The 12,781-nt window shown below is 66.3% G+C and carries 14 protein-coding genes; 5 read left to right on the plus strand and 9 right to left on the minus strand.

Annotation, left to right across the window (positions count from 1 at the left end):
• Positions 1-49: 49 nt before the first annotated feature.
• From MRY80_RS25665 to MRY80_RS25675, 3 genes are all read right to left on the minus strand, one after another.
• The gene (locus tag MRY80_RS25665; RefSeq protein ID WP_293294502.1) at positions 50-1,495 is read right to left on the minus strand and encodes a glutamine synthetase family protein; all 1,446 of its coding nucleotides are present in this window, start codon (positions 1,493-1,495) and stop codon (positions 50-52) included.
• A gap of 191 nt (positions 1,496-1,686) precedes the next feature.
• Positions 1,687-2,769 (minus strand): endonuclease/exonuclease/phosphatase family protein, encoded by a 1,083-nt coding sequence (locus tag MRY80_RS25670; protein ID WP_293294923.1) that lies wholly within the window; start codon positions 2,767-2,769, stop codon positions 1,687-1,689.
• Positions 2,770-2,821: 52 nt separating this feature from the next.
• Positions 2,822-3,031: a hypothetical protein gene (locus tag MRY80_RS25675; protein WP_293294504.1), complete on the minus strand. Its 210-nt coding sequence runs from the start codon at positions 3,029-3,031 to the stop codon at positions 2,822-2,824.
• 142 nt (positions 3,032-3,173) lie between these two features.
• Between MRY80_RS25675 and gntA the strand changes: the two genes are divergently transcribed.
• Positions 3,174-3,839, plus strand: coding sequence for a guanitoxin biosynthesis heme-dependent pre-guanitoxin N-hydroxylase GntA (gntA, locus tag MRY80_RS25680; RefSeq protein ID WP_293294506.1), 666 nt, complete (start codon positions 3,174-3,176; stop codon positions 3,837-3,839).
• Between the two features lies 1 nt (position 3,840).
• Positions 3,841-4,431, plus strand: coding sequence for an urea carboxylase-associated family protein (locus MRY80_RS25685; protein WP_293294508.1), 591 nt, complete (start codon positions 3,841-3,843; stop codon positions 4,429-4,431).
• A gap of 11 nt (positions 4,432-4,442) precedes the next feature.
• On the opposite strand, the gene MRY80_RS25690 is transcribed toward MRY80_RS25685, so the two are convergent.
• Positions 4,443-5,888 (minus strand): glycosyltransferase family 39 protein, encoded by a 1,446-nt coding sequence (locus tag MRY80_RS25690; protein ID WP_293294510.1) that lies wholly within the window; start codon positions 5,886-5,888, stop codon positions 4,443-4,445.
• 273 nt (positions 5,889-6,161) lie between these two features.
• Between MRY80_RS25690 and MRY80_RS25695 the strand changes: the two genes are divergently transcribed.
• Positions 6,162-6,845, plus strand: a complete 684-nt coding sequence (locus tag MRY80_RS25695; RefSeq protein WP_293294512.1) for a hypothetical protein — start codon at positions 6,162-6,164, stop codon at positions 6,843-6,845.
• 123 nt (positions 6,846-6,968) lie between these two features.
• Here the strand turns inward: MRY80_RS25695 and MRY80_RS25700 are convergent, their stop codons facing one another.
• From MRY80_RS25700 to MRY80_RS25715, 4 genes are all read right to left on the minus strand, one after another.
• Complete coding sequence (locus MRY80_RS25700; protein WP_293294514.1) at positions 6,969-7,646, minus strand: helix-turn-helix transcriptional regulator; 678 nt, start codon at positions 7,644-7,646, stop codon at positions 6,969-6,971.
• 17 nt (positions 7,647-7,663) lie between these two features.
• Positions 7,664-8,368, minus strand: coding sequence for an acyl-homoserine-lactone synthase (locus tag MRY80_RS25705; RefSeq protein ID WP_293294516.1), 705 nt, complete (start codon positions 8,366-8,368; stop codon positions 7,664-7,666).
• A 141-nt stretch (positions 8,369-8,509) separates the two neighbouring features.
• On the minus strand, positions 8,510-9,229 hold the full coding sequence (locus MRY80_RS25710; protein ID WP_293294518.1) for a LuxR family transcriptional regulator: 720 nt from the start codon (positions 9,227-9,229) through the stop codon (positions 8,510-8,512).
• A 360-nt stretch (positions 9,230-9,589) separates the two neighbouring features.
• A complete protein-coding gene (locus MRY80_RS25715; RefSeq protein ID WP_293294520.1) occupies positions 9,590-9,838 on the minus strand; it encodes a hypothetical protein in 249 nt (82 codons plus the stop codon).
• Positions 9,839-10,137: 299 nt separating this feature from the next.
• On the opposite strand from MRY80_RS25715, the gene MRY80_RS25720 reads away from it, so the two are divergent.
• Positions 10,138-11,565: a helix-turn-helix transcriptional regulator gene (locus MRY80_RS25720; protein ID WP_293294522.1), complete on the plus strand. Its 1,428-nt coding sequence runs from the start codon at positions 10,138-10,140 to the stop codon at positions 11,563-11,565.
• On the opposite strand, the gene MRY80_RS25725 is transcribed toward MRY80_RS25720, so the two are convergent.
• Entirely contained in the window at positions 11,562-12,452 is an 891-nt protein-coding gene (locus tag MRY80_RS25725; protein ID WP_293294524.1) for a LysR family transcriptional regulator, read from the minus strand. The two genes, MRY80_RS25720 and MRY80_RS25725, sit on opposite strands and share 4 nt — an antisense overlap.
• Before the next feature lie 94 nt (positions 12,453-12,546).
• On the opposite strand from MRY80_RS25725, the gene MRY80_RS25730 reads away from it, so the two are divergent.
• A complete protein-coding gene (locus tag MRY80_RS25730; RefSeq protein WP_293294526.1) occupies positions 12,547-12,750 on the plus strand; it encodes a hypothetical protein in 204 nt (67 codons plus the stop codon).
• The last annotated feature ends 31 nt before the right edge of the window (positions 12,751-12,781 follow it).

Here is a 12,781-nt window from a genome sequence, read left to right on the forward strand (position 1 = left end):
GCAGCCGGTAAGCGCATGGCGACCGACTGCCGACCAACACGACCGACTCTCAGACATTGAGCAACAGGAATTCCCGCTCCCACGGGCTGATCACCCGCATGAAGGTCTCGAACTCGCCGCGCTTGACGCCGGCGAGCGTCGCCGTGAATTCCCGTCCCAGCACGTCGTCGAAGCCGCGTTCGCTTTCCATCAGCGACACGGCCTCGAGCAGGCCGCGCGGCAGGTCGATGGAGCCTTCATTGGCCGTCTCCGCCGTCGGGCTGGTCGGCACGAGCCCGTTGACCATGCCGAGATAGCCGCAGGCGAGCGACGCCGCGATCGCGAGGTAAGGGTTGGCGTCCGACGACGGCAGCCGGTTTTCGACGCGCCGTCCGGCCGCGTTCGAGGTCGGGATGCGGAAGGCCGTGGTGCGGTTGTCGTAGCCCCAGGCCGTGTTGACCGGCGCGGCCATTTCCGGCGTCAGCCGGCGATAGGAGTTCACATAGGGCGCCATCATCACCAGCGCCTTGGGGATGTAGAGCTGCATCCCGCCGATGAAGGCCCGGAACAGTTCCGTCTCCGAGCCGTCCTCGGCGGAGAAGATGTTCTGCCCCGTCTTGCTGTCCACCACCGACTGGTGGATATGCATCGCGCTGCCGGCCTCGCCTTGCATCGGCTTGGCCATGAAGGTGGCGAACATGTCCTGCTTCAGCGCCGCCTCGCGGATCGTGCGCTTCATCAGGAACACCTGGTCGGCAAGCTGCACCGGGTCGCCGTGGCGCAGGTTGATCTCCAGCTGCGAGGGGCCTTCCTCGTGGATCAGCGTGTCGATTTCCAGGCCCTGGGCCTCGCAGAAATGGTAGATGTCGTCGATCAGGTCGTCGAACTCGTTGACGCCCGCGATCGAATAGGCCTGACCGCCGGCGATCGGCCGGCCGGAGCGGCCCACCGGCGGCTGCAGCTGGTAGTCCGGGTCGGTGTTGCGCGCAACGAGATAGAACTCGATTTCCGGCGCGACGACCGGCCGCCAGCCCTTCTTCTCATAGGCCGCCACGACGCGCTTCAGCACGTTGCGCGGCGTGTAGGCGATTTCCTTGCCGTCCGCGCCGACGAGATCGCAGATCACCTGCGCCGTCGGGTCGCTCTCCCACGGCACGGCGGACAGCGTCGACAGGTCCGGCATCAGCTTCAGGTCGCCGTCATGCGGGTCGTAGCGGAAGTCCCCGGTCTCTTCGGGATATTCGCCGGAGATCGTCTGGCGGAACAGCGCCGAGGGCAGCGCCAGCGAGGTCTGCGAGGTGAACTTGCTCGACGGCATCATCTTGCCGCGGGGCACGCCGGCGAGGTCGGGCGTGATGCATTCGATGTCCTCGATGGAGCGCCAGGCGAGCCATTCCTCGACCTGTTTCCAGTCGGCGACGCCGTATTTGTTGTCGAGAAATTTCGGCGGCTTCTTGCGCGGCGTCTTCGCCGCGGCACGCTTTGCGCCGCTGGTCTTGCTGTCTTCCTTGGCCATCAGTCACCGGTTGGTTTCGGATAGGAGGCTTATACGCCCCCGGACACACCCGGGGAAGGGGGGTGAGGAGCGGTCCGCGCGAGCGGACGAAAAGCCAACGATTTGGCTTTTCGAGCGACGAACGCCCGAAGCCATGGCGGAGGGCCGCAGCGGACCGCGCCGGTGCCGATGCGCTCAGACCTGCCTCGCCGTCACTCGCTCTCCCAATCCGTCCCCGCAGGAGGCCGGTCGCGGTTCTTCTCGACGCGCACCACCTCCGAGGCCTCCTCCAGATCCGCTTCGGTCGCGTCTTCGGGCGGCTCGTTGTCGGGCGCCTTGCTGAGCGCGAAGCGGCAATACATCGGGAAATGGTCCGACCCGACGAAAGGCATGCGCTCGATGTCGAGCAGTTCGAAATCGCTGGAGTGGAAAATGTGGTCGAGCGGCCAGCGCAGATACCAGCGGCGGGCGTCGAACGTGTTGTAGACGCCACGCCCCTGGCGCGGGTCGAGCAGGCGCGAAATCCGCATGAAGCGCCGGGTCGTGCGCGACCACGCGACGTCGTTGAGGTCGCCGGTCACGATCATCGGCAGTTCTTCGTCGCGTGCCATCTCGCCGACCAGCAGGATTTCGGCGTCGCGGCCCATCGTGTCGCGGCTCGGCAGCGGCGGCTCGGGATGAAGCGCGACGATCCGCACCGCCTCGCCGCCGGGCAGGGCGACGACGCAGGAGATGCTCGGCACCTCCTCGTTCAGCAGGAACTGGATGTCGCGTTCCTTCAGCGGCAGGCGGCTCGCCAGGATCATTCCGTAGCTGTTGGATTGCGGATAGGCGACGACCTCCTCGAAATCGGAGAGGCAGGGCCGCAGCGCCTCCGCCCATGCCGCGTTCGTCTCCATGAAGATCGCGATGTCGGGCCGGCGCTCGTCAACCAGCGTCGTCACGCGCGCGTAGTCGTCATTGCCCTGCTTCACGTTGCAGACGAGCAGCGAAAGCGAGGCGCCGTCCTCCGGCTCGGTCGCGCAATCGGCGGTCTGCCTGCGCCAGAGCGGGGTGAACGGCAGGACATAGCCCGCCTGGATGGCCAGCGCGCCGGCCGCCATCGCCACGGCCGCAAACGTTGCGGTCGCCGGCGAAACGAGGCTCGCGATGCCGGCGCAGATCAGAACAGCGGTGGACAGCGCGATGACCTGCAGCCGGGCGAAATCGAACACCCGCACCGCCCCGTGTGCCACGGGCACGAGCGGAAGCAGGGTGACCACCAGGCAGACCGCCGCGGCCGCATCGAGGACCACACGTGTCAATCACGCCTCCATGGCATTGTCGGCGACTGCCGCCGCGGTGCGATCAACTGGCGCGCGACGCGGTCGTGCCGGAACGGTTCCCGGCCTTGGATGTCGGCACGCTCCGCCGCCAGCGCGGCGCCAGCTTGGCGGCCTCGCGCCGTGCCGCCAACAGGGCGGCCTCGCGGGAACCGAAGGGTCCGGTGTAGTGGCTGCCATATTTGAAGAACCAGCGGCCTCGCCAGGTCTCGATCTCGAAAAGCGGATCATGCATTGCCTCGCCTCCTTCGTGATTCCCTCGTCAAACGCGCGCGCGGCCGCATCGTTCCGCACACCCCATGGATTTAAGGCGGGAACCACTTGCGCACGTCCACGTTGAAACCGGCGAGCCGCGTCAGGCCAAGGAGGTTGAGGACATGCCGAACACAGTTGCTTGCCGCTCATTCACGGATTTCATTCAAAGCGCCGAATTTCCCTGCGTCGGCGCCAAGTCCGCGCTGGCGCGCGACGCGCTGACCGTCTTCGTCGCGGGCGACATCGACCGCGCCTGCGACGACGTCGACATCCATCGCGCGCTGCGCGAATTCAGCGCCCAGCTCGATCACGAAAGCCCCATCGTGAAATCCTTCGTCGTGGTCTTCGAAGGCCCCGGCGATCTGGACGAGGAGGAGTTCGAAAAGGCGCTGTGGAACCGGCTGCAATGCCTGCACAATCTCGACGTCGTCTCGGGCACGCCCTGGAGCGACGGCGTCGCGGCCGATCCGGACTCGCCGCATTTCTCGCTGTCGGTTGGCAGCGAGCCCTTCTTCGTCATCGGCCTTCATCCGCGCGCCTCGCGCCCGGCCCGCCGCTTCGACAAGCCGGCCCTGGTGTTCAATTCGCACAGGCAGTTCGAGAAGCTGCGCGCCGACGGCCGGTTCGACAAGATGAAGGCCATCATCCGCAAGCGCGACGCCGAACTCGCCGGCGACGTCAACCCGATGCTGAGCGACTATGGCGAGGCCTCGGAAGCGCGCCAATATAGCGGCCGCGTCGTCGGAGACGCGTGGAAATGCCCCTTCGCACACAAGGAGATCGCCTGACATGGCGAAAAGGATCGCGCCGCGCAGCGGCACCGCGTTCGAACTGAAGACAGGCGATCTGCTGACCGTCATCGATCCGGAAGGCGAGCAGGTCTCCGACCTCGTCGCCTTCAACGCCGCGGACCGGGCGGAATACATCTCGTCGGGCCGCTCGATCGACTATGCCAGCCGCCTGTTCCTGACGACGGGCGACATCCTCTATTCCAACCGGTCCAATCCGATGCTCACCATCGTCGAGGACGAGGTCGGCCGGCACGATTTCACGCTGACGCCCTGTTCGCGCGACACGTTCCGCATCATCTATGGCGACAGCGATTCGCACCACGGCTGCCAGGGAAACCTGGAGGCCGCGCTGGCGCCCTACGGCATCGGCCCCGACAACATCCCGATCGCCTTCAACGTGTTCATGCACGTCTCGGTCGATGGCGAGACCGGCGAGATCGCCGTGCTGCCGCCCAAGAGCAAGCCGGGCCAGAAGACCGTCTTCCGCGCGGAAATGGACCTGATCGTCGCGATGACGGCCTGTTCCGCCGGCCAGTCCAACAATTTCCGCTACAAGCCGATCGACTATTCGGTCGAGGCCGGCGCCTGAACGGCCCCCGGTCATTGAGACTGGGCGTCGCCTTCCGACACGAAGGAATGAAGCTGCAGCCAATGGAAATCGAAGCGATGCTCGGCCACGCGGCCCGTGCGGGCATTGATTTCCGTCAGCCAGCGGGATTCCTCCGGGCCGGTCGCCCGCAGCGCGAACCAGACCCGGTGGCCCGGTTCGGATGCCAGCTCCCCGGTTGAGCCGGTCAGCAGCCTCGGCGGCGGATTGCCGCCGCCGCCGTAATAGAGGAAGGCGAGTTGAGCATGGCGCGGATAGATGACGATCGGTTCGTCCGGCCATGCCAACTCGGCGTGCTTGGCCGCAAGCGCCCGCCAGTCGCGATGAAAGCCGGGTTCTGAAATCGCGCGCCATGCCGGGGCGGCGAGGGATATCGCCAGCAGCGCAGTTGCGCCCCATCGTGCGACCGCCGGAACGGACGGTATCGCCAGCACCGCTCCCGTGACGGCGAGCACCGCCGGCACGGCGAAGATGAAATAGCGCGGCGACATCACCGGCATGACCATCAGCGAAATCCCGTAGGAGAGCGCGATCGCCCCGGTGACGGTGATCGCGACGAAAGCGACGCTCTTCGCCCGCTGGCCGCCCTGGCGTGCTCGGAAGATGAGCGCGACGCCCGCCGCCAATACGACGCCACACAGGAGAAGTGCGGGCAGGGGCAGCACCTGCGTGACCATGACGCCGATGCGCTCCGCCGTCGGTTCACGGATCCAGAAGCCGCTGCCGCTCAGCGCCCGGGCGCGGCCGAACAGGATCGCAAGCCAGGGCAGGAACAGGAGGAGGGCGACACCCTGCGCCGACACCCAGCCGATCACGGCACGGCGGTCGGGCGCGCCGGTTGCCAGATGCAGCGCGAGCACGGCCGCGATCGCGCTGGCGAAAACGAAACTGCCATAGAGATGCGCATGCAGCATCGCCAGCGCCGCGATCCCGCCCGCAACAGCATTTGCCGAGGACGGCCGGCGCAGATGCCGCGCGGCGGCCCAGAGGAACAGCGTCGCCGTCAGCGAGAACAGCGTGTACATGCGCGCGTTGCGCGACTGGACGATCTCGATTGGCGCCAGCGCCAGCGCGAATGCGGCGATCAGGCCCGCCCGCGTGCCGCCCAGTTCGCGGCCGAGCGCGAAGACGGCGAGGATGGTCGCCAGCCCGAACAGCGCCGACGGCGCCCGCAGCGCAGCCTCGCCATCGCCGAACAGCTTGATCGTCAGCCACAGGACGACGTTGTGCAGCGGCGGGTAATTGTCCTGCGCCGTCCGCCGCAGCATCTCGAAAAAGCCGTCGCGGGCCTGGAACCACGAGACCGCCTCGTCCATCCAGACGCTGTCGCGGCCGAGCTCGGGCACGCGCAGGGCGGCGGCGAGCACGAGGACGCCGGCGAGAGTGAGGATTGTCCCGCGACCCAGGCGGTTGGCCTCGTCCTGTCGCGTCATGCGCATGCGCGCTTTTCCTTGGGCGCGCGGGGCAGGGCGGGCCGCATGCGTTGGACAGGATTTCCGAGCCGGGCCGGTCCGAGATCGCGAAACGCCACGACCCAGGCGGTCGGCGTCCGGCGCTTGTCCCTGGTTTCACGGCTGAATTCGCGCATCGCCCGTCATCCCTCCGGGGTGAAGCCTAGCGCAAAAGCGCCCATCGGCCACGAATTCTGTCCACCGCCCGCCCGGCGTCCCTAGTCTTTGCGGTGTGTGTCCGGCGAGGATGAGAGGACGGCAATGGATTGGGCTCTGGCGATAGACCGCAACCGCGAGGCGCTTCTGCGCGTCGTCGCGCGGCTGTTCGCCATGGCCGGGCTCGACGAGGCCGAAACCATCACGCACCTGCCGCGCCATTTGCGCGCCGCGCTCATCCGCCTGGCGCGGCCCACCGAGGCCGCCGTCCGGCGTCTGATCGTCGTCCTGGCCGAGCTGGAGCCGGTGCCTCTGCCCGGACCCGCGCGCGCCGCGAAGGTTCAAGCGAGAGGCAAGCCCAAGCGCAATCCCGGTTCCGCCCCAACGCTACTCGCCTTTGCGATCATCGACCCGCTGCCGAATTTCAATTCCGCGCCGCCGCGGTTGCGCCCGCTCAGCTATCCGCGCATCACCGTTCTCGGCCTGTCCGAACCGCGCCCCATCCCGGACGGCTGGATCCCGAGGCCCGGCGATCCCGTCAAAGCGACGGGCCTCTGCCGCCGCCTGCGAGCGCTCAAGCGCGCGCTGGACGACCTGCCGGCCCATGGCCGTCGCCTCGCCCGCTGGCATGCGCGCCGTCTCGCCGGTCGCCGTCGCGGCCGGTTCTCGCCCATGCGGCCCGGCCGCCCGCCCGGCCATCGCAAGCGGCCGACCCGCACCATCGACGAGATCCTGCGGGAATGCCATGCGCTCGCGCTGCATGCGCGAGCGACGTTCGACACGTCGTGACTTCGAACAAGAATGCGGCTTTGGCGACGGCCGAATGCCGGCGAGGGACATGTCTCCCGCCGGCCGAAAATCCGTGTCTTTGACGATGCGACCGGACCGGCGGAGTGGACCGCCGGCCGGTTGTCACACCGGCCGTTCGATCAGCCCGAGGCGCAGCGCCTTGGCGACGGCGTGCATCCGGTTGGTTGCGCCGAGCTTGCGCGCGGCGCTGCCGAGATAGTGGTTCACCGTATGCGGCGAGAGATCGAGAATGATGCCGATCTCCTCCGAGGTCTTGCCTTCCGCCGTCCATGCCAGGCAGGACTGCTCGCGCACCGTGATGCGCGGATGGTCGGGGCCCGCGGCGCGGCCGATCGGCGTTTCGTCGAAGGCCTCCATCATGCAGCGCCCGGCCAGATAGGCTTCGGCGATGGCGGCGAAACTCATCTGCTCGACGGCCAGGATCGCGGTCACCAGCTGCCCGTGGGTGCGGGCGCAGCCCGGAAAGGCGTAGATGAAGGCCGAGGCGCCGCCGACCCGCCAGGCCGGGATCATCATCGGCAGGACTTCGTTGCGTTCGCGGTTGACGATCGCGCCGGTGGCCCGCTCGACGACCGAGTCGCGGAAGCTTTCCTCGATCCCGCTATTGACGAGGACGGTGGTGCGCGGCGGCGTTTCGCCGACGCGGATCCGGAACAGGAGCGCGCCTTCGCCACCAAATCGCCGGCACAGTTCTCCCAGGAGCGCGGACGGTTCGCCGTCATCGCCCGAGGCGACGTTCCATTGCGGGGCGAGTTCCCGCATGGTGATGGGACTGGACATGGGTTTTACCGCGAAAGTCATGCCGCACCGGCCCATGTTGCCCGATGAGCGGCGCTGGCGCTAGACATCCAGGCCGCGTCGCCCATCCCGATAGGGCGTTTGGCACCATCCTTCACATGCAGGCCGGACATGCCGGTCTTCTCGCGCATCCCGTTGATCGTCTTGGTGTTGACCTCGAACAGGCCGCAGCAGACCGGCCGCTTGCCGAAGCCGTCGGCCTTGCCGACTTCCGTCAGCGGCGCGCCGGCGCGATTGTAGATCCGCTTCATGTGCGGCTCGTAATTGGAGATCAGCGTCTGGATGCCGTGATCCAGCGCGCATTCGCCGAGCGCGAGCAGCAGCATGCACATCGCCTGCTGCGGTTCGATCTCCGGCATGGACAGCGCGATTTCCTCGGCGTCGATGCACATGCGCGTCCCTTCCCAGATGGTCGGGTGGCACAGGTCGAGATTGCGCGGATAGGTCTTGCGGAAGACGTCGTTGAGGAGCGTCGGTCCGGTCGTCGGCATCAGCCGCAGCGAACCGTAGAGCGTCCGCTTGGCCTCGTCGGTCCACAGCAGATAGGCCGGGCTCAGATCGTCGTAGGCGTCGCGCTCGATATCCCCGATGACCGGGACGTCCCACTGCAATTCGTCATGGAACACCTGCTTGCGCAGCCGGAACATGCGGTCAAGAAGCTTTCGGTGCTGACCGTAGTCAGACGCTTGTACGATGAAGAACATTGGATCGCCCCCGCTGGGTGGTTTCTGGGTACGATCCAGTATGAGCGTGGGGCTTCCGCGAACAATTCCGCCATCTGGGCCGGCCCATCTGAGGGGGTCGGGACCGTCAAGGTTATCAAATGGTTAGCGGAGTGCCCAAGATCATGGGGTAATGATCTTGAGCGACACGGCCTTGGCGACGGCCTGCGGCAGCGTCGCGCATTCCAGCTTGAAGCGGGCGCTCTTCAGATAGCCGCGCACGGTGTGGCCGGAGAGGCCGAGAATGTCGGCGATGACCGCGTAGTCCTTGCCGCGCGCGGTCCATGTCAGGCATTCGATCTCGCGCGGGCCGAGCGGCGGCATCGGATCGACCTCCCCGAAGATCTCGTGCAATGCGCGCCGGTGAGTGCGATGCGCCACTTCCTGAAGTCGCGGACCCTGCTCTTCCATGAAGTTCTTCCAATCCTGACCGGTGAGTTTAGAGGTGACGGAAAAAAGCGAGCGGCGCGCCTGCCGGTCGATGACCGGAATGGAGTAGCCGCTGTCGCCGATGTCGTGCTTCGCCGCGTCCGCCATCATCTCCATGGCGGATTCGTCGATCTCCAGATCGTGCCAGTCGAACGGCAGGAGGCGAAGGAAGCCTTCCCGCGCGACCGGATCGACATCTACGTAACCTTTGAGCAGGTAACGCGACACCCACGAATCGGGATAAGTGGTTCTCACGAACGGGCGGTCGAGGGTGTCGACCTGCGTCTGTCCGAGATGGAAGACGATGTGATGCAGACCGAAGATGGCCCGGATCTTGTTCAAGACCTCTTGCACATCCTCGGCTTCTTCTACGGCCGCATAGGCGTCCTTAAGCAGATCGTCTTTTTCGTCCATCGAGGTTCGGATAGTCGTTGTGTTGTGTCTTCGGTGGCGATGTCGAACGTCATGCGCAAGCGAGCGATAACCGTCCGACCCCCTCATATGAGGGGATTGTAACGTTTGGCTGACTATTTGGAAGCCCCAAGCGAATCGGAATGCCGCCACACGCAGAAATGGTACGCCGGCGGTTTGTTTCCATTTAGCAATTTCCTGAAAATCTTAGCGTTTTCGGTAACGCATCAGGAAACGCCCCTACGTCAGCAGGGATGCGAACCGGGCTGGCTGAGACGGGCCGCGCGGCATTGTCGCAGATGGCAAAATCCCCCGGCGATTGGCGTCGCCGGGGGATGCGTCATGGCAGCGCTGGAGCAGCGGCTACTCGCTCCTGGTGACGATCACCGGGATCAGCAGGTCGCCCCAGGTGCCGTCGCCGCCGTGATGGCGCGCCGAACGGATCAGTTCGACGGACACGCCCGCCTCGACCGCGCGCATGACGGACTGGTTCAGCCTGTGCAGGTCGTTGGCCAGCATGCGGATCGCCGCCTGCTGGTCGGTGTTCATGGTGGAGGACTGTTCCTCGGCCCGTTCCTTGACGTGGGTCCTGGGGCGTTCATGCGCGGTCATCATGGTCTCCTCGATCGTTCGGGTGACGCGCACCCGGGGTTTTGTAAATGTCTGTCACTCTTGCCCGGTTGGGCTTTTCTTTCTTCTCTCGCAGCCGCCGCTCGTCGGATGAGTAGCGAAGCGCTTGTGAATAACTTGACATTGCGCCGCGCAATTCGCACGGAAATCGCGTCTGAAGGCCCGAAAATTCGCGTTGCCTTGTCATGGGAACGACAATTTCGGCTTGTGAATTTGTAAAAACTGTAAAAGAGTGCCGCGCGCCGCCGTTCCGCGGTTTTGTGAAGATTGCGACAAACATCATGAGCGAGCAGAAGATATTCGCGGGCCCACGCGTGCGCCGGATCCGCAACCAGGCGGGCCTGACCCAGACCGCAATGGCGGCCGAGCTCGGCATCTCGCCGTCCTATCTGAACCTGATCGAGCGCAACCAGCGTCCGCTCACCGTGCAACTGCTGTTGAAGCTCGCATCGGTCTACAAGATCGATCTGGAGGACCTGCAGGCCGGCGGCGATTCGCATCTGCCCCAATTGAAAGAGATGTTCGCGGACCCGCTGCTCGTCGGCGAATTGCCGGGCGACCAGGAACTGGTCGAGGTCGCCGACGCCGCGCCCAACGTCGCGGCCGCGATGCTGAAATTGCACCGCGCCTATCGCGAGAGCCAGGAGCGCCTCACCGACCTGTCCGACCTTCTGGCCCGCGAAGGACACGAAACCCGCCTTTCCGGCGCGCGGCTGCCCGTCGACGAGGCGAGGGAAGCGTTCGAGAAGCGCGCCAACCACTATCCGAACATCGAGGAAGAGGCGGAAGCCTTCATCAAGCTCCTGGCGCCGGGCGACGACCTGCTCGGCGCCCTGAAGACCTGGTTGCGCACCGATCACGGGATCGCCGTGAAGGTGCTGCCCGTGGCCACGATGCCGCAATGGCGCCGCCGCTACGACCGCCATTCCAACCGGCTCTTCATTTCCGAGCGCCTGTCCTCGCATGACCAGCTGCGCGAGGTCGCCATGGAGGCGGTGCTTCTGCGCATGCGCGTCGCGATCGACGCGGAAATCGCGGCCCTGAAGCTCTCCGGCGACGAGGCGCGGCGCATCGCCCGTTTCGAGCTGGCGCGCTACGCCGCACATGCGCTGATGATGCCCTATCAGCCCTTCCTGACGGCCTGCGAGCGCACCCAATATGACGTCGACGTCCTTCGCTCCCGCTTCGGGGTCTCCTTCGAGCAGGCGGCCAATCGCCTCACCATGCTGCAGCGGCCGGGCGCCTCGGGCATTCCGTTCTTCATGCTGGAGGTGGATCACGCGGGCAACCGCTTCCGCCGCGCCGGCGCGACCGGCTATCCGCAGGCGCGTTTCGGCGGCGGTTGCCCCAAGCTGGCCGTCCATTCTGTGTTCTCGCAGCCTGGCTACATCGCGGTCGATGCCGTGGAAATGCCGGACGGCGCCCAGTTCCTGGTGATGGCGCGCACGCTGGAGGGGCCGCAGGGCGCATTCCACGAGCAGCCGCGGCGCACCGCGCTGTTGCTCGGTTGCGACCTCGCCTATCGCGACCGGGTGATCTACGGAACCGCCCTGTCCGGTCCGAAGGAGCAGCCGGTCACGCTGCCGGTCGGTCCGGCCTGCCGTGTCTGCGAACGTGCCGGCTGCCTTGCGCGCGCCGAACCGCCGATCACCAGGCCGCTCGGTCTCGACGAGATGGTCGCCGGCCTCAGCGCCTTCGATTTCGGTTAGCCGTTCGGATCTTCCGTCGCGCCGATCGGCCGGTCTCCGCGGCAGAGCGGGGCATGGTCGCGGAAGAGCGCATGAATGCGCTCGATGACCGTGCGGACTTCCGGCCGGTGCCGGTCGTCATTATGCATCACCAAATGCTGCGTTTCCGCCAGTTCGTCGATCGGCGGTCCGGCGCGCTGCAGACGCGGATCGCGGTCGCCGGCGAAACACGGCATCACGCCCTTGCCCGCGCCGGCGCGCACCAGGTCTCGCAGCGTGGAGGGCGTGTTCGCCCAGGCGCAGATCTCGATGTCGGGCTGCGCGATCAGCCAGCGCGCCGACCGGGTGATCGCCTCGTCCGACCCGATGGAAATCCACTCGCAACCCTGCGGATCCGGATGGTTTCGGGCGACATAGGGCGCGAACGCCACCTCGACGGTCGGTCGCGAGGCGAGATTGCCGCTCTCGGCCGGCCGGTTGCGGATGCCGATCTCGATCTCCCGGTGGGTGATGTCGAGGCGCGCCTCGGTGGTCTTGAAGCAGATGCGGAACGGGTCGTTCGGCGTCCACAGCCGCGAAAAGTTCTCGGCCATGAAATTGGCCGTCCAGGTTCCCGCCGAAATCCTGATGCCGGGCCGCTCCTGGCCGAGGGACAGCCATTCCTCGATCGGCCGGGCGCTGGCTTCCATCGCCTGAACCTTGCGCAGCAGCGTGCGCCCGTCATCGGTCAGCGCGTAGCCGCTGCGTGACCGGTTGAACAGGGCTTTGCCCACGGCCTGTTCCAGCGCCAGCATCCGCCGCCCCACCGTCGGCGCGCTCATCGCAAGAGCGGACGCCGCGCCGGACAGCCCGCCGCTGCGCGCCACATGGGCGAAGATGTGAAGGTCGTCCCAGTTGACGTTTTTCATTTCTGAAAGTCGTGCTGCATTCTTCGGCGTAAACAAGGCGATCGGCGCTCAGTATATTTCATTCGTGAAATGAAAACAGCCCGAGAGCCGTGAAATGACCTATCCGCTTCCCGTGATGATCGTGCCGCCCCGCCCCGTCCGATCCATGAGCCGCCAGGAGGAGGACGCCTATTACGAGCGGCACGCCCGTCCGGTTCCGTCCTGGATCCTGGCGCCCTTCAGGCTGGTCGGCCGCATCCGCTTGCCCCGCCTAGGGAGCGGAAGCGGGCGGCACCACCACCCATGCCCAGCCGAATGAGCCTGCCGGCTTGCAGAAGCAAGATGCCGCG

This window comes from Oricola sp., assembly GCF_022763245.1.
Lineage (GTDB): Bacteria > Pseudomonadota > Alphaproteobacteria > Rhizobiales > Rhizobiaceae > Oricola.